Source organism: Lysobacter korlensis (assembly GCF_042434515.1).
Genome location: NZ_JBHLTG010000002.1, coordinates 594,941 through 619,289, shown reverse-complemented (window position 1 = coordinate 619,289; position 24,349 = coordinate 594,941). Strand labels below are relative to the sequence as shown.

23 protein-coding genes are annotated in these 24,349 nt (G+C 71.1%); 14 read left to right on the top strand and 9 right to left on the bottom strand.

From position 1 onward, the window contains the following. The first annotated feature begins 27 nt into the window (after positions 1-27). The 3 genes from ffh to ACFFGH_RS12370 all read left to right on the top strand — a co-directional run bounded on the left by ffh (position 28) and on the right by ACFFGH_RS12370 (position 3,477). Complete coding sequence (ffh, locus tag ACFFGH_RS12380; RefSeq protein WP_386668660.1) at positions 28-1,593, top strand: signal recognition particle protein; 1,566 nt, start codon at positions 28-30, stop codon at positions 1,591-1,593. Positions 1,594-1,750: 157 nt separating this feature from the next. After that, positions 1,751-2,647, top strand: a complete 897-nt coding sequence (locus ACFFGH_RS12375; protein ID WP_386668658.1) for an META domain-containing protein — start codon at positions 1,751-1,753, stop codon at positions 2,645-2,647. Between the two features lie 47 nt (positions 2,648-2,694). After that, positions 2,695-3,477, top strand: coding sequence for an LLM class F420-dependent oxidoreductase (locus tag ACFFGH_RS12370; RefSeq protein ID WP_386668656.1), 783 nt, complete (start codon positions 2,695-2,697; stop codon positions 3,475-3,477). Positions 3,478-3,505: 28 nt separating this feature from the next. Here ACFFGH_RS12370 and ACFFGH_RS12365 read toward each other — a convergent pair whose 3' ends face one another. After that, positions 3,506-4,642: a glutamate--cysteine ligase gene (locus ACFFGH_RS12365; RefSeq protein WP_386668654.1), complete on the bottom strand. Its 1,137-nt coding sequence runs from the start codon at positions 4,640-4,642 to the stop codon at positions 3,506-3,508. Positions 4,643-4,778: 136 nt separating this feature from the next. Between ACFFGH_RS12365 and ACFFGH_RS12360 the strand changes: the two genes are divergently transcribed. From ACFFGH_RS12360 to ACFFGH_RS12335, 6 genes are all read left to right on the top strand, one after another. Then, the gene (locus ACFFGH_RS12360) at positions 4,779-5,711 is read left to right on the top strand and encodes a DMT family transporter (protein WP_386668652.1); all 933 of its coding nucleotides are present in this window, start codon (positions 4,779-4,781) and stop codon (positions 5,709-5,711) included. A 125-nt stretch (positions 5,712-5,836) separates the two neighbouring features. Next, on the top strand, positions 5,837-6,361 hold the full coding sequence (gene rpsP, locus ACFFGH_RS12355; RefSeq protein ID WP_386668651.1) for a 30S ribosomal protein S16: 525 nt from the start codon (positions 5,837-5,839) through the stop codon (positions 6,359-6,361). Positions 6,362-6,364: 3 nt separating this feature from the next. Then, a complete protein-coding gene (locus tag ACFFGH_RS12350; RefSeq protein WP_386668650.1) occupies positions 6,365-6,601 on the top strand; it encodes an RNA-binding protein in 237 nt (78 codons plus the stop codon). Position 6,602: 1 nt separating this feature from the next. Continuing rightward, positions 6,603-7,289, top strand: coding sequence for a ribosome maturation factor RimM (gene rimM / locus ACFFGH_RS12345; protein WP_386668648.1), 687 nt, complete (start codon positions 6,603-6,605; stop codon positions 7,287-7,289). Further along, complete coding sequence (locus tag ACFFGH_RS12340; RefSeq protein ID WP_386668647.1) at positions 7,286-8,203, top strand: NTP transferase domain-containing protein; 918 nt, start codon at positions 7,286-7,288, stop codon at positions 8,201-8,203. Before rimM ends, ACFFGH_RS12340 begins: the two co-directional genes overlap by 4 nt. Further along, entirely contained in the window at positions 8,200-9,387 is a 1,188-nt protein-coding gene (locus ACFFGH_RS12335) for a molybdopterin molybdotransferase MoeA (RefSeq protein WP_386668645.1), read from the top strand. The genes ACFFGH_RS12340 and ACFFGH_RS12335 overlap by 4 nt, the downstream gene beginning before the upstream one ends. An 86-nt stretch (positions 9,388-9,473) precedes the next feature. Here ACFFGH_RS12335 and ACFFGH_RS12330 read toward each other — a convergent pair whose 3' ends face one another. The 6 genes from ACFFGH_RS12330 to nirB form a co-directional block, all read right to left on the bottom strand. Continuing rightward, on the bottom strand, positions 9,474-11,102 hold the full coding sequence (locus ACFFGH_RS12330; RefSeq protein WP_386668643.1) for an FAD-dependent oxidoreductase: 1,629 nt from the start codon (positions 11,100-11,102) through the stop codon (positions 9,474-9,476). Next, positions 11,099-13,222: a molybdopterin oxidoreductase family protein gene (locus ACFFGH_RS12325; protein WP_386668642.1), complete on the bottom strand. Its 2,124-nt coding sequence runs from the start codon at positions 13,220-13,222 to the stop codon at positions 11,099-11,101. Before ACFFGH_RS12325 ends, ACFFGH_RS12330 begins: the two co-directional genes overlap by 4 nt. Positions 13,223-13,259: 37 nt before the next feature. Next, entirely contained in the window at positions 13,260-14,681 is a 1,422-nt protein-coding gene (locus ACFFGH_RS12320; protein ID WP_386668640.1) for an MFS transporter, read from the bottom strand. Between the two features lie 241 nt (positions 14,682-14,922). Continuing rightward, positions 14,923-16,062, bottom strand: a complete 1,140-nt coding sequence (locus ACFFGH_RS12315; RefSeq protein ID WP_386668638.1) for a uroporphyrinogen-III synthase — start codon at positions 16,060-16,062, stop codon at positions 14,923-14,925. Then, positions 16,059-16,838, bottom strand: a complete 780-nt coding sequence (gene cobA, locus ACFFGH_RS12310; protein WP_386668636.1) for a uroporphyrinogen-III C-methyltransferase — start codon at positions 16,836-16,838, stop codon at positions 16,059-16,061. Before cobA ends, ACFFGH_RS12315 begins: the two co-directional genes overlap by 4 nt. Further along, on the bottom strand, positions 16,835-19,438 hold the full coding sequence (gene nirB, locus ACFFGH_RS12305) for a nitrite reductase large subunit NirB (protein WP_386668635.1): 2,604 nt from the start codon (positions 19,436-19,438) through the stop codon (positions 16,835-16,837). Before nirB ends, cobA begins: the two co-directional genes overlap by 4 nt. A gap of 200 nt (positions 19,439-19,638) precedes the next feature. Here nirB and nirD point away from each other — a divergent pair, with 200 nt between their 5' ends. The 3 genes from nirD to trmD are packed head-to-tail and all read left to right on the top strand — an operon-like array spanning position 19,639 to position 21,507. Beyond that, positions 19,639-20,010 carry a nitrite reductase small subunit NirD gene (gene nirD, locus ACFFGH_RS12300; protein WP_386668633.1) on the top strand — a complete coding sequence of 124 codons (372 nt, stop codon included), beginning with the start codon at positions 19,639-19,641 and terminating at the stop codon, positions 20,008-20,010. Further along, positions 20,007-20,747, top strand: a complete 741-nt coding sequence (locus ACFFGH_RS12295; RefSeq protein WP_386668631.1) for a sirohydrochlorin chelatase — start codon at positions 20,007-20,009, stop codon at positions 20,745-20,747. Before nirD ends, ACFFGH_RS12295 begins: the two co-directional genes overlap by 4 nt. 58 nt (positions 20,748-20,805) lie before the next feature. Then, positions 20,806-21,507, top strand: a complete 702-nt coding sequence (trmD, locus tag ACFFGH_RS12290) for a tRNA (guanosine(37)-N1)-methyltransferase TrmD (protein WP_386668629.1) — start codon at positions 20,806-20,808, stop codon at positions 21,505-21,507. A gap of 108 nt (positions 21,508-21,615) precedes the next feature. Here trmD and ACFFGH_RS12285 read toward each other — a convergent pair whose 3' ends face one another. After that, on the bottom strand, positions 21,616-22,293 hold the full coding sequence (locus tag ACFFGH_RS12285) for a phosphotransferase (RefSeq protein WP_386668627.1): 678 nt from the start codon (positions 22,291-22,293) through the stop codon (positions 21,616-21,618). A gap of 112 nt (positions 22,294-22,405) precedes the next feature. Continuing rightward, positions 22,406-23,179, bottom strand: a complete 774-nt coding sequence (gene map, locus ACFFGH_RS12280) for a type I methionyl aminopeptidase (RefSeq protein WP_386668625.1) — start codon at positions 23,177-23,179, stop codon at positions 22,406-22,408. Positions 23,180-23,276: 97 nt separating this feature from the next. Between map and ACFFGH_RS12275 the strand changes: the two genes are divergently transcribed. Both ACFFGH_RS12275 and rplS read left to right on the top strand, forming a co-directional pair. After that, positions 23,277-23,777: a hypothetical protein gene (locus tag ACFFGH_RS12275; protein ID WP_386668624.1), complete on the top strand. Its 501-nt coding sequence runs from the start codon at positions 23,277-23,279 to the stop codon at positions 23,775-23,777. Positions 23,778-23,969: 192 nt separating this feature from the next. Beyond that, complete coding sequence (rplS, locus tag ACFFGH_RS12270; RefSeq protein ID WP_386668622.1) at positions 23,970-24,317, top strand: 50S ribosomal protein L19; 348 nt, start codon at positions 23,970-23,972, stop codon at positions 24,315-24,317. The last annotated feature ends 32 nt before the right edge of the window (positions 24,318-24,349 follow it).

Genomic DNA, 24,349 nt, shown 5'->3' with positions numbered 1-24,349 from the left:
CCGTACGGCGGCTAAACTGTCGGGACCATGGCCACTTTCGGGACACTCTCCGACCGCCTCGTCGCGACCTTCAGCAACCTCCGCACCAAGGGAAAGCTGAGCCCCGCGGATGTCGACGGCACCGTCCGCGAGATCCGCCGCGCGCTGCTGGACGCCGACGTCAACCTGGACGTCGTCAAGCAGTTCACCGGCCGGGTGCGCGAGCGCGCCCTCGGCGACGAGGTGAATCGTGCGCTGAACCCCGCGCAGCAGGTGGTGCAGATCGTCAACGAGGAGCTCATCGGCATCCTCGGCGGGCAGCAGCGCCGGCTGGAGTTCGCGAAGCAGCCGCCCACCGTCATCATGCTGGCCGGCCTGCAGGGTGCCGGAAAGACCACACTCGCCGGAAAGCTCGCGAAGTGGCTGGCAGGCCAGAACCACACGCCGATCCTCGTCGCGGCCGACCTGCAGCGCCCGAACGCCGTGCAGCAGCTGCAGATCGTCGGCGGGCAGGCGGGCGTGCCGGTGTTCGCGCCGGAGCCGGGAAACGGTGTCGGCAACCCCGTGAGGGTCGCCAAGGACGCGATGAAGTACGCCCGCGACCGCCAGCATGACGTGGTCATCGTCGACACCGCCGGGCGCCTCGGTGTCGACCAGGAGCTGATGCGGCAGGCCGCCGACATCAAGCGCGCCATCGACCCGGACGAGGTGCTGTTCGTCCTCGACGCGATGATCGGCCAGGACGCAGTGGCGACGGCCAAGGCCTTCCAGGACGGCGTGGACTTCAGCGGCGTCGTGCTGACGAAGCTCGACGGCGACGCCCGGGGCGGCGCGGCGCTGTCTGTGGCGAGCGTCACCGGCCGCCCGATCATCTTCGCCTCCACCGGTGAGCGGCTGGACGACTTCGAGCCGTTCTACCCCGACCGCATGGCGAGCCGCATCCTCGACCTCGGTGACGTGCTCACCCTCATTGAGCAGGCGCAGAAGGCGTTCGACGAGGAGGAGGCCCTCAAGGTCGCGGAGAAGTTCGCGACCGACACGTTCACCCTCGAGGACTTCCTCTCGCAGATGCAGCAGCTCAAGAAGATGGGCTCGCTGAAGGGGATGCTCGGCATGCTCCCCGGCGCGAAGGGGATGCGCGAGCAGCTGGAGAACTTCGACGAGCGCGAGCTGGTGCGCACCGAGGCGATCATCCAGTCCATGACCCCGGCGGAGCGCCGGAACCCCAAGCTGCTGAACGGCAGCCGGCGCCTCCGCATCGCCCGCGGCTCGGGGATGACGGTGACCGACGTCAACGGGCTCGTCCAGCGGTTCGAGCAGGCGGCCAAGATGATGAAGACCGTCGCCCGCGGCGGGGTGCCGAACATCCCCGGCATGGGTCCCGTGCCCGGGCAGAAGTTCTCGGGCGGCAAGAACAAGAAGCAGCAGAAGAAGGGCGGCGGGTCCCGCTCCGGCAACCCGGCGAAGCGGGCGGCGGAGAACGCCGCCAAGGCGAGCGCGGTCAAGCCGACCGGTGCGGCGGCCGGCTCCGGATTCGGACTCGGGGCAGGCGCGGGCGCCGGCCAGCCGAGCGAAGAGGATCTCGCCGCGCTGCAGCGCATGCTCGGCCGCTGACCTCGCGGAACGCCGCGAGTTGCGGCGAATCGCCGGCGCGGCGCGCCTCAAGCCACGAGCTGCCGCAATTCGCGGAGGGTGCACGGGTGCCGGCGACGCCCGAAACGCGCCGAACGTTGGGTGGTGCTTTGCTCGGCGCACTCCTACCGTGAGAGTCATGAGACGTGTGTGGACCCTGGGTGCCGGCGCCGCGACCGTCGTCGCCGGACTGCTGCTGAGCGGATGCGCGGCGACCGCGGACCCCCCGCTGAGTGCCGCGCCGGGGAACGGGGGAGGGAGCGAGGTGGACGCCGTCGGTCTGCTCGATGTGTGGCGCGTGTCCGGGGCCGAGGGCGAGGACGAGGACACGTGGCTGAAGTTCGGCGTTCACGAGTTCGTGCTGTGGCACGAGTGCGCTGTGGTGTTCGGGTCGTTCCGTGCGTCCGGCTCGCTGCTGATCGCGAGCCCGGATGCCGCGCACGGCTGGCCGGAGTGCACCATGCTGGAGGGTCCGCCGATGGTGCCCTGGCTGACGTCCGTGACGGAGTTCACCGAGACGGAGGGTGGCTACGAGCTGCTGGATGCCGATGGGACGACCGTCGCGACGCTGACGATCGACGGCACGCCACCGGAGACGCCCGGACTCGACTCGAGCATCCGCGAAGCACCGGAGGTGACGCCCGAGGTCGAGGCGCTCTTCGCGGTCCCGGCATCGCTTCCGGCCGGACTCGAGCCCGTGGAGGAGCTGGTGGGCCGGTGGCTCCCGGTTGTCCCGCCGGCCGAGGGCGACGAGGCGGAGCAGCCGACCACCGAGCCGTTCATCGAGCTCGCGGCTGACGGCACCTGGTCGGGTTCCGACGGGTGCAACGGCCACGGAGGCCGCTGGGCCGCGACGGTGGATGGGAACCTGATCGCGACTGCCGGTGCGTCTACGCTGATCTACTGCGAGGGCGCCCCGGTCGGCACCTGGATGTCGGCGACGGCGCTCGCCGGCATGGTGGACGATGAGCTGGTGCTGCTCGACAACGCCGGCACGGAGCTCGGTCGCCTCGTGCGGGGCCTGCCCGCCGACTGACCTGGATGTCTGCAGGGAGTGCGCTGACCTCCTCGTAGGCTTGACGGATGGTGTCTTCGCGTCCCGTCCGCATCGGTGTCCAGCTTCAGCCGCAGCACGCCCCATACTCGGCGTTCCGCGACCGGGTGCGGGAGCTGGAGGACCTCGGCGTCGACATCCTGTTCAACTGGGACCACTTCTTCCCGCTGAACGGCGACCCCGACGGGCTGCACTACGAGGCGTGGACGATGCTCGGGTCATGGGCCGAGCTCACCTCCCGCGTCGAGCTCGGCACGCTCGTGAACTGCAACAGCTACCGCAACGCCGACCTGCAGGCCGACATGGCGCGGACCCTCGACCACATCAGCGGCGGCCGGTTCATCTTCGGCACTGGCGCCGGGTGGTTCGAGCGCGACTACGACGAGTACGGCTATGAGTTCGGCACCCCTGGCACGCGGCTGGCCGCGCTTGCCGAGGCAATGCCACGGATCGAGGCGCGGTGGGCGAAGCTCAACCCGCCGCCCATCCGCGACATCCCCGTGATGATCGGCGGCGCAGGCGAGAAGAAGACCCTGCGCATCGTCGCGCAGCACGCCGACATCTGGCACAGCTTCGCTGATCCCGAGACCCTGGACCACAAGCTCGCCGTGCTCCGCGAGCACGGCGAGGCGGTCGGCCGCGACGTGAGCGAGATCGAGCTCTCGAACGAGATCCGGAACCGTGACGAGAAGATGGCGGACCGGCTCCACGAGCGCGGCGTCACCCTGTTCACGATTGGCGTCTCCGGCGACAGGTACGACACCGCACTCATCGAGAAGTGGCTGCGCTGGCGCGACGCCCTCAACGGGTGAGTTGAGCAGCAGCCTGATCGGCGGGTGGTCACGCGCCGAGGGTGCCGAGCTCCAGGTCGGTGACGAGTGAGTCGACCACGGCGGCGAGGTCGCCGTCGGTGTGCGCGTCGACGGCGAGCTGCCGCTGATAGCTCGGTCCGACGGTGAGGATGTCGTCGACGCTCCGCAGCTCTGCAGCGCAGCCCAGCCGCTCGGCGACCGGCTCCAGGCGGTCGATCAGCTTCTGCACCTCCTCGAGCAATGGGCGCTCCACGCCGTCGGGGGCGATGATCGCGTCGCACTCGAGACCGAACCGAGCCGACCGCCACTTGTTCTCGCTGACGAACCAGGGTTGCAGGTCCGGCATCGGGTTCCCGTCGTCGAGACGGGTGCTGAGGTCCTCGACGATGCACTGGGTGAGCGCCGCAACCGCCCCGACCTCCGCGACGGTCGCCGGGGCGTCGCAGATCCGCACCTCGAGGGTGCCCCACCGGGGCGACGGCCGCACGTCCCAGCGGAGCTCGGAGGACTCCGCGACGATGCTGGTCTTCACCACGTCGTCGACGTACCGCTCGTAGTCGTCCCACTTGTGGATGGATGGCGGGAGGCCGGCCGTCGACGCCTGCTGGAAGAGCATCGCCCGGTTGGAGGCGTACCCGGTGTCGACGCCGCAGTAGTACGGGCTCGACGCGCTGAGGGCCTGCAGGTGCGGGAAGAAGTTCAGCACCCCGTTCATCAGCGCGAGCGCCTTGTCGCGGTGCTCGACCCCGACGTGTACGTGCACGCCCCAGATGAGCAGCTGGCCGCCCCACCAGCGCATCTCCTCCATGAAGTTGGTGTAGCGCTCCTTCTGGGTGACCTGCTGGTCGTCCCAACGGCTGAACGGGTGCGAGCCGGCGCTCATGATCAGCGCGTTGTGCTCGAGCGCGACGCTGCGGACCTCGCGGAGCATTCCGCTGAGATCCGCCACCGCCTCAGCGACGCTCGCGTGGGCGCCGCTGACGATCTCCACCGTGTTGGTGAGCAGCTCTTCGGTGATCTGCGGGTACGTGGAGTGGTCGTCGTCGAGCTGCGCGAGGATCGCAGGAGCAGCCGGGGTGAGCTCCTTGGATTCCGGGTCGACGAGCGCCAGCTCCCACTCGATGCCGAGCGTGGATCTGGCCGAGCTGGCGAACTCGATCGGCACCGCGCACCTCCTGGTCGACTGAGCAGATTCTTGCAGAGCGTGCCTGGCAGGGGCAGATTCGGTCAGCTTCCGTGGAGCCACTGCCATGTCCGGTTCCCGCGGGTTCGGTGTCGGAGGCCGGAACTACCGTTGAGGAGTGCAGCGATCCGCCCCCAGGGCATCTGTCCTCGTCCTCGTCGCGATCGTCGTGACGGTGCTCGCCTGGGCGAGCGCCTTCCTCGTCATCCGCGGGGCGGGTCTGCACTTCTCCGCCGGTGCGCTGGCGCTCGGCCGGCTGCTCGTCGGCGCGGTCGCACTGAGCGTGCTCCAGCTCGGGCGCAAGTGGGTGCGCCCGACCGGGCGGGACCTGCTGTTTCTCGCGCTGTTCGGCCTGCTGTGGTTCAGCGCCTACAACGTGGCCCTCAACTTCGCCGAGCAGACGCTCGACGCGGGCACCACCGCGATGATCGTGAACATCGGCCCGATCCTCATCGCGCTCGGCGCCGGGCTGTTCCTCGGCGAGGGGATTCCGAAGTGGCTCGCGATCGGCGCGGGCGTCGCGTTTCTCGGCGTCGTCCTCATCGGCATCGGGGTCGGCGGGGGATTCGGCGACGGCACCGGCGTGCTCTGGTGCCTGGTCGCAGCGGTCACCTACGCCGCCGGTGTGCTGTTCCAGAAGCCGACGCTGCGGCGCCTGCCTGCGATCCAGGCCACCTGGCTCGGTTGCATCGTCGGCGCGGTCGCCTGCCTGCCGTTCACCGGCGACCTCCTCCGCGACGCCGCCGACGCACCCGCCGCTGCACGGTGGGGAATGGTGTACCTGGGTGTCGTCCCCACGGCCATCGCCTTCACCACGTGGGCGTACGCGCTCTCGCGGATGCCCGCGGGGCAACTCGGCGTGACGACGTACATCGTCCCGCCGCTGGTCATCGTGTTCGGTGCACTGTTCTTCGGCGAGATCCCCGCGCTCCTCGCGATCATCGGTGGCGCCGTCTGCCTCGCCGGGGTGGCGCTGTCGCGGCGACGGAGCGTCGCCAGACCCGAGCGGCCCGCCGTGGTCCGCGAGCCCGCTGAAAATCTGCCACAATAGTCTGTCGAGTCTGCGCGCGCCCGACCCTCTAATCAGGCCCCGCGGACCCCATCAGAGCTTTCCTGCCGGTGTGCCCCCACGCGCTCGGCGAGCAGTTCAATCCGACCAAATCACACAGGAGAATTGTGGCCGTCAAGATCCGTCTGAAGCGCCTCGGGAAGATCCGGGCACCCTACTACCGCATCGTCGTCGCCGACTCGCGCACCAAGCGCGATGGTCGCGTGATCGAGGAGATCGGAAAGTACCACCCGACCGAGGAGCCCTCGCTCATCGAGGTGAACTCGGAGCGCGCGCAGTACTGGCTGAGCGTCGGCGCCCAGCCGACCGAGCAGGTGCAGGTGCTGCTGAAGCTCAGCGGCGACTGGGGCACCTTCAAGGGCGAGAAGGGTGCGAAGAGCACCATCCGCACCCCCGAGGCGAAGGCCGCCTTCTCGGCCGACGAGAAGAAGCAGCCGGTGCTGAAGCCCAAGGCTGCGGAGCCCGCCCCCGAGGCGACCGCAGCTCCGACCCCGGTCGAGGCCGACGCCGAGGCCGACGCCGCGGTGGTCGACGCCGCGGACGCTTCGCCCGTCACCACGCAGGAGACGCCCGAGGCCGTCGACAACAGCGCGGTGGACGCGGTGCACGCCGCGGACACCGACAAGGCGTAGTTCGTGCTCGCAGCCGCTCTTGAGCACCTCGTCAAGGGGATCGTCGATCACCCGGACCAGGTGCAGGTCGTCGCCAAGGATTCGCCGCGCGGCGAGGTGCTCGAGGTTCACGTGAACCCCGAGGACCTCGGCCGGGTGATCGGCCGGTCCGGCCGCACCGCGAAGGCACTCCGCACGCTGGTCGGCGCCCTCGCCGACGGCAAGCGGGTGCGAGTCGACGTCGTCGACTCCGACGCCTGACGTGGCTCGGCCATCCGTGCCGAACCCGGGCAAGACGCAGTTGCGGGTGGGCAGACTGCTGAAGGCCCACGGGCTCAAGGGCGCCATCAAGCTCGAGCTCTACACCGACGACCCGGAGCGGCGCTTCATTCCAGGCGCGGTGTTCTCGCTGCAGGTTCCGACGACGTCCCCGTGGCATGGCAAGACGCTGGAGCTGACCGAGCTCCGCTGGTACAACACGCATCCGGTCGGCTTCTTCAAGGACGTCTCCGACCGCACGCAGGCCGAGTCGCTGGTGAAGGCGATCCTCTGGATCGATCAGGACGCCACCGAGCTGCCCGAGGAGGAGGACGCCTGGTACGACCACCAGCTGGTCGGCCTGACCGTGCTCCGCGAGGGCGAGAAGGTGGGCGTGGTCGCCCGGGTGGATCACCTGCCCGCGCAGGACCTGCTCGCCGTGGACACCGGTGACCGTGAGGTGCTCGTTCCGTTCGTGAAGGCGATCGTGCCCGCGGTCGACCTCGAGGCCGGCACCGTGACGATCACCCCGCCGGATGGCCTGTTCGAGGAGCTGGCGGACGAGGACGACGAGACCGGCGCGCCGAAGCCGGTCGAAGCGTCCGATGCCCGGGCGTCCGCCGACGATGCCGGGAGCCCCGGCGACACCCCGGCCGCTTCGTCCGGTCCGGGCTCCGACACCGCGCAATGACTCAGGGCGGCGTCGCACCGGGCTCTCCGGCGTTCGACGCCGTTCTCCTGGCCGGCGGGCGCGCATCGCGGCTCGGCGGGCTGGACAAGCCGGCGTTGCGATTCGGCGGGCGCTCACTGCTGGCTGCCGCCGTCCACGCCGTGCGGGATGCCGAGTCGATCGTCGTCGTCGGACCCGAACGGGACCTCCACGAGGTCGGGGAATCGACCCGCTCCCGGTTGACGTTCACCCGCGAGGACCCGCCCTTCGGCGGGCCCGCCGCGGCACTCGGCGCGGGCCTCGATGCGCTGGGTGCGGACGCCGCACCCTCGGTCGTGGTGCTCGCGGCCGATCAGCCGAACGCGCCCGCAGCGGTCGAGCGCCTGCTCGCCGCCCGCGACGGCGGCGACGGCGTGCTCGCGGTCGACAGCTCCGGACGGCGTCAGTACCTGCTTGCGAGGTACCGTTCGGAGGCGCTCCGCGACCGGCTCATGCGGCACCGCAGAGGCGGCTCGCTGACGGGGTCATCGCTGCGGAATCTGATCGACGGACTGGACCTCGCTGAGGTTGTGCTGACCGATGATCTGTGCTCGGATGTCGACACCGAGGAAGACGCCCGGCGCTTCGGGATCCGGCTTCCTTCGAGCAGACCCGAGGGGCACGGTTCGAGCATGACCACACGGCACCCGGCGGAACTGGACGACTGGGCCAGGCGCCTGATCGAGGCGCTCGGCATCGAGCTGGACTCCGTGGACATCGACCTCATCCTCGACGTGGCGCGCGACTCCGCCCACGCGGTGATGCGTCCCGCCGCTCCGGTGACCACGTTCCTCGTCGGCTACGCGGCGGCCGCGGCCGGCGGCGGAGCGGAGCAGATCGAACGGGCGAGTCGCATCGCGCAGCAGCTGTCGGGCACCGGCGACCACCTGCCGTGAGCGTCACCTGGGACGCCGCTCGCGAGCTTGCGTACACCACCGGCCGATCGGTCCAGATCCCGACGGAGAAGGTCCGCGTCGACCGGGCGGTCGGGCGGGTCGCCGCCGCGGCGCTGAGCGCGCTGGTGCCGCTGCCCACCACCGACGTGAGCGCAATGGACGGCTGGGCCGTGGCGGGCGAGCCGCCATGGACGCTGGGAGACCCCGTGCCGATGGGGAGCCGTCCGGATGCCGAACCCTTCCCGGCGGGCACCGCGCGCGCGATCCCGACCGGCGCCGCGGTTCCGGCGGGTGCCAGCGGCGTGCTCCGCGCCGAGCACGGCCGGGTGTGGCCCGGCGCCCACGGCACGGTCCTCGAGCCGTCGGACGACGCGCCGCCGGTGTCCGGCGCGAACGTGCGGCGCCGCGGCGACGAGCTGGATGCCGGGACCCCGCTGTTCCCGGCCGGGACCCTGCTGACGCCGCCTCGCGTCGCCCTCGCGGCGGCGACCGGGCACGATCGGCTGCCGGTGATGGCGCTTCCTCGGGTGGCGGTGCTGGTGTCGGGTGACGAGGTGGCCGCCGCGGGGGAGCCGGCACCCGGCACCGTTCGAGACGCCCTGGGCCCCGTGCTGCCGTGGCTCATCCGTTCCGCAGGCGGCACGACCTCGAGCCCGGCATACCTTCCCGACCGCCTCGACGACACGGTCGTTGCGCTGGCTGCAGCGACCGTTGACCTGGTCGTGGTCACCGGCGGCAGCTCCCACGGCCGGGGCGACCAACTGCGCCACGCGATCCAGTCGTCGGGCGGGGAGATGCTGGTCGCGAGCGTGCAGATGCGGCCCGGTCATCCCGTCGTGCTTGCGCTCACCTCGGATCGCCGCCCGATCCTGGGCCTCCCCGGCAATCCCTTCGCCGCGTTCGCGGCTTTTCTCAGTTTCGGTGTCCCGCTGCTCCGGGGTGCGCTCGGCCTGCCGCTGGGCGAGCTGGAGTCCGTGGACGCTCCCGAGATCGTGGCGCAGGTCGCCCCAACAGCACGGGGGAACGCCGTGATCGTGCCGGTCACCTGGCACGCCGGGGCTGCGCGCCCCGTGGAGTGGCGCGGCTCGGCGATGCTCCGCGGCGTCGCCGAGGCCGACGGGCTGCTCGTCGTGGAGGCCGGCGACGGCGCGCCCCGGGTTCGCCGGCTCGGCCTGCCCTGGTGAGATCCCGGCGCCTCGCCGGTTGAGGAGCGCCCGCCGAAGCGCGTATCGAAACCACGGGGGTCTCGATGCGGCCGCTCGCGGCCTGCTCAACCCGCGACCGGCACCTCCTGCGGGTCGGCGAAGCGGCTGAGCAGCTCGCCGATCCGCCGCTTGCAGCCCCCGCATCCCGTGCCCGCCCGGGTGTCCTTGCCGACGCAGGCGACCGTGGTGCTGCCGCTCGCCACCGACTCCTCGATCGCGGCAACGGTCACCCCGTTGCACCAGCACACCGTCGCCGTGGGGGCGAACACGTCGGAGGCGGAGGCGGTCGCCGAATCGGGCCCATCCAACCGCAGCAGGATCGAGCGATCGGACGGCAGCTCGCTGCGCCGCTCGAACAGCATCGCCAGCTCCGCCGCGGTCCGCGGCATTCCGACGCACACGAACGCCTCGAGCACCCCGCCTCGGGTCACCATCTTCACGTAGCGGCCGTGCTCCGGATCCGCCCACTGGGCGACGCTCCGCCGCCCGGGGTCGTGCCCCTGGCAGCGCGGCGGCTCCTCATCCCACGGCTCTCCTGCGACATCGCCCGCCGCGACGACGTCGACTCCCTCCGCCTTGAGCATCACGATCGGCACTCGCTCCGCAGGCGGCGCAGCCTCCGCGACCCGGCCCCGCACCTCATCTGCGAAGCGCTCGGCGAGCCAATCGGCCTGGGCCCAGCCGGGTCCGATCAACCCGGACGGGGTGCCGGGCAGCACCTTCTGGAGCCGCAGCTCTTCGGTCGGCTCGAGTACCTGAGCGCAGTCGCCGATCGCGTAGACGGCGTCGTCGGACCAGGATCTGAGGTCGCGTCCGACGACGATCCCCGCCCCGACGCGGAGGCCGGCGAGGATGGCGAGATCGGTGCGGGCGGACACGCCGCAGGAGAGCAGCAGCAGGTCACCGGGGATCTTCTTGCCGTCCGCGGTGGTCAGGAAGCCGAAGTGCGGGGTGGCGTCGTCCCCGTCGGTGCGGAATCCGATCGCCTCCGCCCGGCTTTGGCCGATCACGGTCACGCCCGCGCGGCGGAGTGCGGCGGCGAGCACGGTTCCCCCGCCGCGGTCGAGGTTCCGGGGCATCGGCACGGGGCCGTGGTGCACCACGCAGACCTCGGCCCCCTCCCGAGCCGCGGCGAGCGCGATCTCGAGCCCGAGCACGCCGGCGCCGAGTACCACGATCCGCTTCGCGTCCCGGACGACGCCGCGCACCGTGTCGGCGTCCGCGAGGTCCCGCAGCACGGTGACGCCCGCCGGCAACGGGTCGTCGCCGGAGAGCAGCGTCGAGCCGTACTTCTCGAGTGTTCTGCTGTCGCGCCGGATCTTCTGCACCCCGTCGAGGGTGGGCACGTTGGCGCGGGCGCCGGTGGCGAGCACCAGCCGGTCGTAGGGGAACTCCTCACCGGTCGCGAGCTGCACCGTGCGGCCGGCGCGGTCGATCGCCGTCACGCCGGTGCCGAGCCGTACCACCACACCGGCGCCGGCGAGCTCTCCACTCGAGGCGACGGTCATCGTCTCCAGGTCGGTGTGCCCGACGGCGTAGTCGGCGACCAGCACGCGGTTGTACGCGTCCACGGGCTCGAGGCCGACGACCGTCAGCGCGATCCGCTCGGCCCGCACCTCCGGAAGCAGCTGCTCGGCGAACCGGGCGCCCACCGGTCCGAACCCGACGAGGACGACGCGCTCCGCGGCCATCATGCCTGCACCTCGACGCGTGCGGCTCGCACGTGGACGGCGGCCGTCTTGAAGTCCGGCATCCCGGAGATCGGGTCCGTCGCGTCTTGCGTGAGGAGATTCGCCGACGCGTCGCCGGGGTAGTGGAATGGCAGGAAGACGGTGTCGAGGCGGATGTCGGCGCTGACGCGGGCGGGGAGCACCATCACGCCCCGGTCGTTTCGGAGCTCGACCGGCTGGCCGTCGGCGACGCCGATGCGGGCCGCCGTCGCGGGGTGCAGCTGCGCGAAGGCCTCGGGCTGGGCGTCGTTCAGCTCCGCGACCCGCCGCGTCTGAGTGCCCGACTGGTACTGCTCCAGCAGGCGCCCGGTGATCAGCGTGAGGGCGCCGTCGCGATGCAGCTCCTCGGCCTTCGGGCGCGGCGTCACCGGCACGAGCACGGCGCGCCCGTCCAGGGTGAAGAACCGGTCGGCGAAAAGTCTCGGTGTGCCCGTCGATCCTGGCGGGTAGGGCCAGAACGCCGGCGCGCCGGAGTCGAGCAGTTCGTAGCTGAGCCCCGAATAGTCGGCGATCCCGCCGGCCGATGCGCGGCAGAGCTCGTCGAAGACGGCGCTCGCGTCGCTGTCGAACCGTGCGGGCGAGCCGAGTCGCCGCGCCAGCTCCGATAGGATCCACAGTTCGCTGCGCACGCCGCCCGGCGGCTGCGTGGCCTGCCGGCGGCGGATCACCCGGCCCTCGAGCGAGGTCATCGTGCCCTCCTCCTCCGCCCACTGCGTCACGGGCAGCACGACGTCGGCGAGGGCTGCGGTCTCGGAGAAGAAGATGTCGCTCACGACCAGCAGATCGAGGCTCGCGAGGCGTTCCCGCACCGGACCCGCGTTCGGCGCCGAGACCACGACGTTCGAGCCGTGCACCAGCAGGGCCCGGATGCCGCCGGGCACGCCCAGCTGCTCGAGCAGCTGTACCGCGGGGATGCCGGGGCCAGGGATCGACGACTCGTCGACGCCCCAGACGGCGGCGACGTGCCGACGGGCGGCCGGATCGGTGATCCTGCGGTAGCCCGGCAGCTGATCGGATTTCTGTCCGTGCTCGCGCCCGCCCTGCCCGTTGCCCTGCCCGGTCAGTGTGCCGTAGCCGGAGCCCGGCCGCCCGGGGAGGCCGAGCAGCAGGGCGAGATTGATGGCGGCGGTCGCGGTGTCGGTGCCGTCGACGTGCTGCTCGACGCCGCGTCCGGTGAGGATGTAGGTGCCCGCCCCGGAGGCGAGCCTGCGGGCCACCTCCCGCAGCTGCGCAGCGGGGACGCCGGTGGAGGCTGCGACCCGCTCCGGGTACCACGTGCTGACGCTCCTGCGGACCGCCGCGAATCCATTCGTCCTGGTCGCGACGAACGCGGCGTCGTACAGCTTCTCGGCGAGCACGATGTGTGTGAGACCGAGCAGCAGGATCAGGTCGGTGCCCGGGGCGGCCTGCAGGTGCATGCCGCGACCCTCCTCGGTGAGCCGCACCGTCGCCGACCGCCGCGGGTCGACCACGATCAGCCCGCCCGCCGCCTGCGCCCCGGCGAGGTGCCCGAGAAAGGGCGGCATCGTCTCCGCCACATTGGTGCCGAGCAGCAGGATCATCGCTGCTCCGTCGAGGTCCTCGACTGGGAAGGGCAACCCCCGGTCGACGCCGAACGCCCGATTGCCGGCGGCCGCGGCGGACGACATGCAGAACCGGCCGTTGTAGTCGATCCGGCTGGTGCCGAGCGCAGTGCGGGCGAACTTGCCGAGCGCGTACGCCTTCTCGTTCGTCAGCCCGCCGCCGCCGAAGACGCCGACCGCATCCGTCCCGGACTCGACCCGGATCGCGGTGAGCGACTCCGCGATCCGGTCCAGCACCATCTCCCACGCGGCCTCCCGGAAGCCGCCGTCGGCGGTCCGGACCAGCGGCGCCGTGAGGCGCTCGGGGGAGTCGAGCAGCTCGGCGGCGGTCCAGCCCTTCTTGCAGAGCCCGCCGCGGTTCGTCGGGAAGTCGCGGCCGGAGACGGTCAGCAGCGGACGCCGTCCGCCGGTCGCGTCGTGCGGTGCCGGGTTGAGCGTCATGGCGCACTGCAGCGCACAGTACGGGCAGTGGGTGTCCGTGTGCACTGCGGTGCTGCTCATGGCGTCCTTCCGGGGGAGTGCTGGGTGGTGCGACGCGTCAGATGCGCTGACCGGCGAGCGACGAGTTCCGCCGCAGGTAGACCACCGAGGTGATCGCCATGAACAGCACGTATGCGCCGACGAAGCCGTAGAAGGCGTGAACGTAGCTGCCGGTGGCGCCGTGCGAGAGGTTCAGCACCTGCGGGATCACGAACCCGCCGTACGCGCCGATCGCGGAGATGAGGCCGAGCGCCGCCGCGGCCTTCCGCTGGGTGCTCACATCGCCGCTGCTGGTGTGCGCCGACCGGGAGCCGCCGCGCGCGGCGAAGACGCTCGGGATCATCCGGTAGGTGGAGCCGTTGCCGACGCCGGAGGCGACGAAGAGCAGCAGGAAGCAGCCGAGGAACAGCCAGAAGCTGCCGAGTGGGAGTGTCCAGACGACGGCGAGGGCGCCGACCGCCATCACACCGAACGCGGCGACGGTGACGATCGCGCCGCCGAACCGGTCGGCGAGCTTCCCGCCGTACGGCCGGGAGAGCGATCCGACCAGCGCGCCGAGGAAGGCGAGCGACAGCGATGCCTCGCCGACGGAGAAGCTGGAGAAGCCGGGGAACGAGTCCGCGATGAGCTTCGGGAAGACGCTGGCGAAACCGATGAAGGAGCCGAACGTGCCGATGTAGAGCACGGCAAGGATCCACAGGTGCGGCTCGCGGAGCGCCGCGGCCGAGCCCGCGAAGTCCGCCTTCGCCGACGAGAGGTTGTCCATGTACCGGTAGGCGCCGAACATCGCGAGCAGGATGAACGGCACCCAGATCCAGCCGGCGAGCGGCAGGTTGAGGGTGGCGCCGGCGCCGATGGTCACCGCGATCGGCACGACGAACTGGGCGACGGACGCGCCGAGGTTGCCACCCGCCGCGTTGAGGCCCAGCGCCCATCCCTTCTCGCGCAGCGGGTAGAAGAAGGTGATGTTCGACATGGAGCTCGCGAAGTTGCCGCCGCCGACTCCGGCAAGCGCGGCGACGCCGACGAGGACTGCGAAGGGGGTCGCCGGGTTTGTCACGACGATGCCGAGCGCGATGGCCGGAATCAGCAGCAGACCGGCGGAGACGATGGTCCAGTTGCGGCCGCCGAATTTCGCCACCATGAAGGAGTACGGGAACCGCAGTGTGGCGCCGACGAGGCTCGGGATCGAGATGAGCCAGAACGTCTCGGTGGTCGAGAGCACGAAGCCGGCGCCCGGCAGCATCACGACGACGATGCTCCAGAGCTGCCAGACCACGAAGCCGAGGAACTCGGCGAAGATCGACCAGCGGAGGTTGCGGCGCGCGATGCCGCGTCCCTCGCGGTTCCACTGGCCGACGTCTTCAGCATCCCAGTTGTCGATCCACCGGCCGCGCCGGCGGACGAGCTCGAGGTGTTCGGTCTCGGTGGTCGGGGAGATGCGCGGGTCGAGCGGCGGTGCGGTGAGTTCCGTGGTCATGCCTGCTCCAAGCTGTCGGGGAATCCGCACCGTCGAGGAGTCCGGGAGATCGTTGATCGGATGGCGCGTTCGCCGTCGTGGTCCCGACGCTATAGAGCCCGTGTTTCGGTCCCGGGTGCGGGGCGTTAACGGTTGATCACCTGTCCCTCACACCCCCGCGGGGTGGCCGCAAGGTCCGCGTCACACCGAAGTCACGAGCGCGCCGGGGTGGGTGAGACTGTGCCGGGATGCCGGCGGGCGGTCAGACGTCGAGGCGGTAGCCGCGCTTCACGACGGTGCTGATCAGGCCCGGCAACCCGAGCGTCGACCTCAGCCGGCTCATCGTCACCTCGAGGGCGTGCTCGTCGGTGGTGCCGGGCATCCCCGCGGCGAGCGCCCTGCGGGAGACTACCGCGCCGCGCGCACGCGCAAGGGTGCGGAACATCGCCAGCCCCGAGGGGGAGAGCTGCACGCGCTGGTCCGGCAGGTCGACGACACCGCCGCGGACGGAGATCACGCCGTGCCGGGTCTCGACCCGGATCACGCAGTGCTGCTCGAGGTGCTCGCAGACCAACCGGATGAGGGCGCCCATCCGGAACCGCTCCGGCACGATCGGCGCGATGCCCGAGGCCAGCAGTGGCGCCGCGGTCACCGGCCCGACGGCGGCGGTCAGCACATCGCCGCGCAGCGCCTCCGCCACGGCGGCATCCATCCGGAGCGCCTCGGCGGCGGAGAACAGCGCATCGACGGCGGGTGCGCTGGTGAACGTGACGACGTCGAGAGTTCGCGCGACGATCGCCTCGAGCAGCTTCTGCACGCGGTCGTCAGTGTCTTCGGGGTTCACCCAGCGGTACGGCGCCACGGTGAGCACCTCATCACCCGCGGCACGCAGCCGCTCCAGCTGCGACTCGTCGGTGTAGCCGTGCTGCTGCACGGCGATGGTCCGCGCGCCCGGGTACTCCGCCAGCACCTTGTCGACGAGCGACTTGGTGGTCTCCTCGTCGCTCATCCCGACATCGTCGAGGCCGGCCGCGCGGATCGCGCCGCGCGCTTTCGGGCCGCGGACGAGGATCGCGGTGCCGGCCAGCGCGTCGAGCAGCTCGTGCCCGAGCCCGGCGGCGTCGGCGACCTCGAACCAGCGCCGGATGCCGTACGACGTCGTGGCGAGCAGCACGTCGGGCTTCGCCTCGACGATCCGCCGAGTGTCTTCGATGAGTGGCTCGTCGTGTTGAGCGTGGGCGATGTGCAAGGTCGGCGCATGGAGCACTGTGGCGCCGCGACGCTCGAAGGCGTCGATGAGGTCCTCGCTCCGGCGGTCGCTCGTCACGCCGATCCGGAAGCCCGCGAGCTGGTCGGGCCGGAAGCCGGGGACCGGTGCCGGCGGGGCCTCGCCAGGAATCATCCGAGGGCCGCCACCCGCTCAGCCCGCTGCATCAGCTCGGTCGCACCGAGGTCGCCGGAGAACGCCAGCTCGACGACCCGGCCGATCACGATGACCGCGGGCGAGCTCACGCCGGCGAGCGATGCGGCCTGGACGATCGTGCCGAGGTCCGCGATCGTGGTGCGCTGTTGCGGGCTGAAACCGCGCTCGATGATTGCGACGGGCATGTCGGCCTCCATGCCGTGCCGCTGCAGGCCGAACGCGAGCGGCGGCAGCGTGCCGACGCCCATCAGCACCACGATCGTGCCGCCGAGGCCGGCGAGATGCTCGAGCTCCGGCTCGGTGAGGGGCACGTGGCCGCTCACAACGGTGAAGAGGCGGCTGACACCGCGGTGGGTGAGCGGGATGCCGGCCGTCGCGGGCACGGCGACGGCGCTGGTCACGCCGGGGATGACCCGGACCGGGATTCCGGCGCGGTGGCAGGCGAGCACCTCCTCGCTGCCGCGTCCGAAGATGTACGGGTCACCGCCCTTGAGCCGCACCACGTTGGCGCCGGCCCGGGCGTGCTGAACGATCTCCGCCTCGATGCCGGCCTGGTCGATGGGGTGGTGCCCGGGTGTCTTGCCGACGTTGATCAGCGTCGCATGCGGGGCGAGCTCGGACAGCACGGAGTGCGGGGCGAGCCGGTCGTAGAGCACGACATCGGCCGAGCGCAGGGCGGCGGTCGCCGCGACGGTGAGCAGCCCTTCGTCGCCTGGGCCCCCTCCGACGAGCGTGACCGTGCCGGCTTCGGTCATCGCGCTCCTTCCCTCACAGGAAGGGTAGGTCCGAGGAAGACGGCCTCCCCTCGCGAGACCTCCTCCCGCGTAGCAGGGCGTAACTGACCGCGCTCCTCGACGCGCGCGACCGTCGGATCGGCAGTGGTCGGCGCGTTGACGAACGGACGGAACTTGCGCAGACGGTCGGGGTCGGCGAGGGTCGCCGCCCACTCGTCCTCGTAGTTCTCGACGTGCTTCGCCATCGCCTGCTCGAGTTCGTCGGCGAGGCCGAGCGAGTCGTGCACCACCACATCGCGGACGTGGTCGAGGCCGCCGTCGAGGTCCTCCATCCACCGGGCGGTCCGCTGCAGCCGGTCGGCCGTGCGGATGTAATACATCATGTAGCGGTCGATGTACCGGATGAGGGTCTCGTCGTCGAGGTCGGCGGCAAGCAGCTGACCGTGGGCGGGCTGGAAGCCCCCGTTGCCGCCGACGTACAGGTTCCAGCCCTGATCGGTGGCGATCACGCCGACATCCTTCCCCCGCGCCTCCGCGCACTCCCGGGCGCATCCGGAGACGCCGAACTTGAACTTGTGCGGCGCACGCAGTCCCCGGTAGCGCAGCTCCAGCTGCACCGCCATGCCGACCGAGTCCTGCACCCCGTACCGGCACCAGGTGGAGCCGACGCAGCTCTTCACGTTCCGCAGCGACTTGCCGTACGCCTGCCCGGACTCCATCCCCGCGTCGACGAGCCGCTTCCAGATCTCCGGCAGCTGGTCGAGTCGGGCGCCGAACATGTCGATGCGCTGACCGCCGGTGATCTTCGTGTAGAGCCCGAAGTCGGTGGCGACCTGCGCGATCACGGCCAGCTTCTGCGGGGTGATCTCGCCGCCAGGAATGCGCGGGACGACGGAGTACGTGCCGTCCTTCTGCATGTTGGCGAGCGCCCGGTCGTTGGTGTCCTGCAGCCGGCCGCGTCCGCCATCCAGGATGTAACCGTCGTGCTGGCTGGCGAGGATCGAGGCGACCGCGGGCTTGCAGACGTCGCAGCCGCGGCCGGTGCCGAACCGGGCCAGGATCTCGTCGAAGGAGCGCAGCTCCAGCACCCGCACCGACTCGAAGAGCTCCTGCCGGGAGAGGGCGAAGTGCTCGCAGAGCGCCCGGGAGATCGCGATGCCGGACTTCGTCAGCTCCGTCTCGAGCAGCTTCTTCACGAGCGGCACGCAGGAGCCGCATTGGGTACCCGCCCGGGTGCAGGCCTTCAGCGCGCCGAGCTCGGTGCAGGCGTCGCCGTGGACACCGTTGATCGCATCCCGGACGCTTCCGGCAGCGACGTTGTTGCAGGCGCAGACCAGCGCCGAGTCGGGCAGGTCGTCCCCGGCGGGTGGCTCCATCCCGGATGCCGAAAGATACGCCGCCGGCTCCGACGACAGCTCGCTGCCGAGCAGGGGACGCAGGGACGCGTACGGTGAGGCGTCGCCCACGAAGATGCCGCCGAGCAGCGTCTTCGCATCGTCGGTGAGCACCAGCTTCTGGTACAGCCCGCGTGCGGGATCGGCGTAGACGATCTCGAGGCAGTGCTCGGTGCGGCCGAGGGCGTCACCGAAGCTGGCGACATCCACGCCGGAGAGCTTCAGCTTCGTGGCGTCGTCGATGCTCGTGAACTCCGCGGCGCCGCCGAGCAGCCGGTCGGCGACCACCTCGGCCATCGCATTCGCCGGCGCGACCAGGCCGGTGCAGCGACCCTCGAAACAGGCGACCTCGCCGATCGCCCAGACGTCCTCGAGCGATGACCTGCAGTCGGTGCCGATGACGATGCCCCCGCGCGGGCCGAGCTCGATCCCGGCTTCCCGGGCCAGCTCGTCGCGCGGGGTGATGCCGATGGCGAAGATGACGAGATCAGCGGCGATCTGCTGCCCGTTCGTGAACTTCACGCCGGTGACGAGGCCATCCTCCGAGATCACCTTTTGCGGGCGTGTGCCGAGGTGCAGGCCGATGCCCTGCGCGGAGATGATCCGCCCCAGTGCGCGCCCGGCACCCTCATCCAACTGCGCGGACATCAGCCAGCCGCCGGAGTGCACCACGCTGGCGTCGGCGCCACGGCGGGCGAGCCCACCGGCCGCCTCCAGACCCAACAGGCCGCCGCCGGCGACCAGCACCCGCGCCGGACGCCCGAGCCGGACTGCCAGCTCGTCGACCTCGCGGGAGAGCGAGTCGACGTCGTCGATGGTGCGGTACACCGTGCAGAGCTCCCGGCCGATGATGTCGGGCACGGGCGCGGAGGAGCCCGTCGCGAAGACGAGGTCGTCGTAGCGGAGCGTGCGTCCGGCAGACGTGGTGACGGTGCGGGTGGCCGCGTCGACCGACTCGGCGCGCTCGCCGAGGAGCAGGCGAATGTGCTCGTTCTCCCAGATGCCGCTCGGCTGCAGCGTCAGGTCGGTGTTCTGCTCGAGGCGCCTGCTGAGCGCGACGCGGTCGTAGGGCAGGTGCCGCTCCTCGCAGATCACAGTCACGTGCAGGGCACGCTCCCCGTCCCTGCTGTGCAGGGCGTCGGCGAGCCGGTGCGCAGCGGGGCCGCCGCCGATCACCACGACTTCCCGGCGATCAGCGGGCGCCTGGTCGAGAGGGCTCACGCTCATGACCCGTTCCTTCCGTCGGACGCCTTGAGCGTAGAGGGGAGGGATTTCGCCGCCGTTTCCCGCATGTATCGGGGAGTTGTCTTCGGCCCCACAGCGACCCCGGTGAAGTGTGAGGGCGGTTTCACACGGGCGAAACATCCGCTTGGTCTGGCCGAAACAGGGCCGCCATACCGTGGGGCACAGCTGGAAAGGCAGGACCCATGACTCTGACCGCAGTCGAACGCTCAAAGCCGACCTCGTCGAACGGCGCCTGGGAACGTGTGTGCGCCACATCGGACCTCGAGCCGGAGTGGGGCGAGGTGGCGCTCTTGGGCGCCCGGCAGGTGGCCGTCGTCAAGCTGGCCGAGGACGAGGTGTATGCCGTGAGCCACACCGACCCGCACACCGGCGCGAACGTCATGGCGCGCGGGATCGTCGGCTCGCGAGGCGACCGTCCGACTCTCGCATCACCGCTGCACAAGGAGGTCTACGACCTCGGCACGGGGGAGTGCTTCACCGACCCGAGCCTGTTCCTGCAGTCGTTCCGCACACGCGTCGTCGGCGGCTTCGTCGAGGTCGAGCTGGCCGAATGACGCTGCTCGCACCGGCTCGGGTCCGCACGAGCGTCGCACCGGCGCTCGTCGCCGTCTCGCACGGCACCTCGTCGCCGTTGGGGCAGCGGGCCGTGGCGTCGCTGGTCGCCGCGGTTCGGCTGACCGCGCGCGACCTCACCGTGTCCGCGGGCTTCGTCGACGTGCAGCAGCCGGATGTGCCGGCCACACTCGGTGCCCTGCCGCCGGAGCGGAGCGCCGTCACCGTGCCGCTGCTGCTCTCCGCCGGCTACCACGTGCACGTCGACCTCAGGCGTGCACTCGGCAAGGAACTCCGCCCCACCTCGCTCGCCGGCGCGCTCGGCCCAGATGAGCGTCTGGTCGATGTGCTGGTCCACCGGCTGCGCCAGTCCGGGCTTCGCCGGAGCGACCGGATCGTGCTCGGCGCCGCGGGATCCAGCGACGCCCGCGCCGTCGCGGACTGCGACGACATGGGCCGCAGGCTCGCCTCGCGGCTCGGCCGGCCCGTGACGGTCGGGTTCATCTCGGCGGCGAGCCCGCGACTTCCGGACGCCGTGGCGCGGGAGCGCGAGCGGCACCCCGGAGCGCGGGTGGTCGTCAGCACCTACCTGCTCGCACCCGGGTATTTCGCCGACCTCGCCGCATCCTCAGGAGCGGACGTCACGACGGCGCCGCTGCTCGACGGACGAAGCGAACCGCACGCCCAGCTGGTGGACCTGGTGCTCGACCGCTACGACGAGGCGCAGCGCGACCGGTAGCGCGCCGACTCTGCCGGTCAGGAGAATCTGTGCTGGTCAGGAGAACTAGGGTCGGTGTGTGCGCATCGACATCGTCACCATCTTCCCCGAGTTCTTCTCGGTGCTGGACGTGTCGCTGCTCGGCAAGGCGCGGACCAGCGGGCTGCTCCGACTCGGCGTGCACGACCTCCGCGACTACACCCACGACCGGCACCGCACCGTCGACGACACTCCGTACGGCGGCGGTGCGGGCATGGTGATGCGCCCGGAGCCCTGGGGTGAGGCGCTCGACGACGTGCTTGCGTCGGAGCAGCGGGACCCTGCGGCGCCGCTGCCCGTGGTGGTGTTCCCGTCACCGGCGGGTGAGGTGTTCGCACAGACGACGGCCCGCGAGCTCGCGGGGGAGGAGCACCTCGTCTTCGCCTGCGGACGGTATGAGGGCATCGACCAGCGGGTCGTCGACCACACCGCCACCCGGGCCCGGGTGCGGGAGATCAGCCTCGGGGACTATGTGCTCAACGGCGGGGAGGTGGCAGCGATGGCGATGATCGAGGCCATCGGCCGACTGGTGCCCGGCGTAGTGGGGAACCCGGAGAGCCTCACCGAGGAGAGCCACGAGAACGGACTGCTCGAATATCCGAGCTACACCAAACCCGCGGAGTGGCGCGGCCTCACGGTGCCGCCGATCCTGCTGAGCGGCAACCATGGGGCGATCGCGCAGTGGCGGCACGGCCAGCAGGTTGAGCGCACCCGCCGCGTCCGCCCCGAGCTCCTCGACTGACCCGGCTTTCATCATTCAGGAGTCGGCGTGTTCTGAGTGACGACTGAAGGTCGCGGGGTCCCGCCGGCCGGGCGACATCCGTCAAGCAACCTCCTGAATGATGAACGTTCAGAGGCTGAGGCGGGCGATCGCGGCGGCGGACTGCTCGAGGAGCCGGGAGTTCCCCTGGCGGTACTGCACCGCCATGCCCGGATCGCCGGCTCGGCCGAGCCGCTCCACCGCCGCCGCCGTGTACCGCACCCGCCGCGCCACGAGATCCCGGAACTCCACCACGTCGCCGTGGTAGCCGTACCGGTCGAGCAGCATCCGCAGCCGACGGGGCCGCTCCGCGTCGAGCTCGGAGTCGTACAGCGGCACCCACGCGAACGCGAGATACGCGAGGTCCCACACCGGCTCCGCCGGCCCGGCGAAGTCCCAGTCGAAGAACCCGCGGATGCGGCCATCGCCCCAGGCCGCGTTGTGCGGCCCCGCGTCGTTGTGCGCCACGATCAGCCCGGGGCGCCAGACCTCCCCGAATCGCCACCGCGCCGAGGCGGGCGGCACGTACCCGGCGACGACCGAGTGGTATTCGCGAAGCCAGTCGACGGCGTCGAGCATCGCAGCCTCGGAGCGGGTCCACTCCGGCCACGGCTGATCGGTGGCGGTGTCGCCCGGCAGGAAGCTCAGCACCTCCCGCCCCCGCTCGTCGTAGCCGAGCGCCCGCGGGGCACGGTCGAACCCGACGCGTTCCAGGTGCGCCAGCAGGTCGTGCACCGCCGGTGTCCAGAACCCGGTGGACCGGCGCACCGTGTCGCCGACCCGCCAGGCTCCGCCCGAGCCGCCGCCGGGCAGCCGCTCGCCGTTCAGCAGTCGCTTCCCGTCACGCCGCCCGTCCTCGGGGATCCGGCCATCCCCGGGCTCACGACCCGGCGCGCTCCGTGAGCACCACCGGGCCGTCGTCGGTCACCGCGATGGTGTGCTCTGCGTGCGCCGCCCGGGAACCGTCGGCGCTGCGGAGCGTCCAGCCGTCCTTGTCGGTGTAGATCTCGTCGGTGCCCAGCATCAGCCACGGCTCGATGGCGAACACGAGTCCGGGGCGCAGTCTCATACCTCGTCCGGCGCGGCCGTTGTTGGGGATGTGCGGGTCGCCGTGCATGACGCGGCCGACGCCGTGCCCGCCGAAGTCCGTGTTGACGGAGAGACCGGCGGCCTGCGCGATGTCGCCGATCGCCGCCGAGATGTCACCCACCTTGTTGCCGGGCTGCGCCGCGGCGATCCCGGCGGCGAGCGCGCGCTCGCACGTCTCGATGAGCTTCAGGTCCTCGTCACGCGGGGTGCCGACGACGAGGCTCAGCGCGGAGTCCGCGACCCAGCCGTTCACCTTCGCGGCGAAGTCCAGCGAGAGCAGGTCGCCATCCCGCAGCTTGTAGTCGTGGGGGAGCCCGTGCAGGGCGGCGTCGTTCACCGATGTGCAGAGCACCTTGCCGAACGGCGATGCGCCGAACGACGGGTGGTAGTCGATGTAGCAGCTGTCCGCACCGGAGCTGCGGATCATGTCGTGTGCGAGCCGGTCGAGGTCCAGCAGGTTGACCCCCACGTCGGCGGCAGCGGCGGTCGCCGTGAGCACACTCGCGACGAATGCGCCGGCCGGCTGCATCTCCTCGATCTCGGCCGCGGTCCGGAGCTCGATCACGACGCGCTCCGCTCCGGGAAGGCCGCGGGAGCCCCGGCGGGCGCGATTCTCGTCGAACGACTGAACTGGATCACCTAGCGAAGATACCCTTAAGGCCATGTGGTACCGCAGAGCCGTCTTCTACGCAATGCTCGGGGCGGTCATCGTGCTGCCGGCGTGGCTGCTGGTGAGTCGCGGGATCATCTTCACCGACACCGGCTGGGACTTCCTCGGCTATCTGGTGCTCGCGCCGCTCCTCGCCGTGGCGCTCGGCATCGTGGCCGCCGTCGTGTGGGCACGCAAGTCGGTGCGCGCCACCCGCGCGGTCTCACCGCTCGACGCGGCGCTGCTGACCGCCTGGTATCTCTCGATCGCCCTGTACGGGGCATCCGGGGATGAGGGCGTCGCCACCGCGGTCGCCGTGGTGGGGGTGCTCCTCGCCGTGGCGAGCTTCTGGGCGGCCGTCTGGCAGCTGGTGCGGGAGACGCGTTCGAGACTCCGGAACATCGTGACGACGTTCGAGCAGCAGGCCATGCCGCGCGATGGGCAGGGGCCTGGCCAGAACGCCGGATCCGGGCCGGTCATCCGCATCGAGCCGCCGACCGACCGCCGGCCCTGACCGGTCACCGGCACCGGCCGACCCGTCCCGGATGCGCCGTGCTCGCGGGGCCCTGCCGACTATGGCAGAATGGTCGATTGTGCCTCAGCTCGGCTCTGCCACAGGGGAGCCGGCTCGCTTCGAGGCCCTTTTCCGTGTCGTGAACCACTGAACCCGCGTTCGACCTGTGGCGGTCGCAGAGAGCGAAAACCCATGCACATCCTCGATTCCGTCGATGCGGCCTCACTGAAGGCGGACATCCCCGACTTCCGCGCCGGCGACACCGTCAAGGTGCACGTGAACATCACCGAGGGCAGCCGCTCCCGCATCCAGGTCTTCCAGGGGGTCGTCATCGGGCGCTCCGGCGAAGGCGTCCGCGAGACCTTCACGGTCCGCAAGGTCAGCTTCCAGGTCGGCGTGGAGCGCACCTTCCCGGTGCACTCGCCGATCATCGACCACATCGAGATCGTGACCCGCGGTGACGTCCGCCGCGCGAAGCTCTACTACCTGCGCGCGCTGCGCGGCAAGAAGGCGAAGATCAAGGAGAAGCGCGAGTTCTGATTCGCGCGGTTCCGTACCAGACCTGAGCTCCC

Coding starts and splice junctions, on each gene's coding strand:
- nirD (WP_386668633.1), top strand. CDS start 19,639: ATGACTCTGACCGCAGTCGAACGCTCAAAGCCGACCTCGTCGAACGGC.
- ACFFGH_RS12325 (WP_386668642.1), bottom strand. CDS start 13,222: ATGAGCAGCACCGCAGTGCACACGGACACCCACTGCCCGTACTGTGCG.
- ffh (WP_386668660.1), top strand. CDS start 28: ATGGCCACTTTCGGGACACTCTCCGACCGCCTCGTCGCGACCTTCAGC.
- ACFFGH_RS12370 (WP_386668656.1), top strand. CDS start 2,695: ATGGTGTCTTCGCGTCCCGTCCGCATCGGTGTCCAGCTTCAGCCGCAG.
- cobA (WP_386668636.1), bottom strand. CDS start 16,838: ATGACCGAAGCCGGCACGGTCACGCTCGTCGGAGGGGGCCCAGGCGAC.
- ACFFGH_RS12275 (WP_386668624.1), top strand. CDS start 23,277: ATGTGGTACCGCAGAGCCGTCTTCTACGCAATGCTCGGGGCGGTCATC.
- ACFFGH_RS12295 (WP_386668631.1), top strand. CDS start 20,007: ATGACGCTGCTCGCACCGGCTCGGGTCCGCACGAGCGTCGCACCGGCG.
- ACFFGH_RS12320 (WP_386668640.1), bottom strand. CDS start 14,681: ATGACCACGGAACTCACCGCACCGCCGCTCGACCCGCGCATCTCCCCG.
- ACFFGH_RS12340 (WP_386668647.1), top strand. CDS start 7,286: ATGACTCAGGGCGGCGTCGCACCGGGCTCTCCGGCGTTCGACGCCGTT.
- rplS (WP_386668622.1), top strand. CDS start 23,970: ATGCACATCCTCGATTCCGTCGATGCGGCCTCACTGAAGGCGGACATC.
- ACFFGH_RS12330 (WP_386668643.1), bottom strand. CDS start 11,102: ATGATGGCCGCGGAGCGCGTCGTCCTCGTCGGGTTCGGACCGGTGGGC.
- nirB (WP_386668635.1), bottom strand. CDS start 19,438: ATGAGCGTGAGCCCTCTCGACCAGGCGCCCGCTGATCGCCGGGAAGTC.
- ACFFGH_RS12315 (WP_386668638.1), bottom strand. CDS start 16,062: ATGATTCCTGGCGAGGCCCCGCCGGCACCGGTCCCCGGCTTCCGGCCC.
- ACFFGH_RS12375 (WP_386668658.1), top strand. CDS start 1,751: ATGAGACGTGTGTGGACCCTGGGTGCCGGCGCCGCGACCGTCGTCGCC.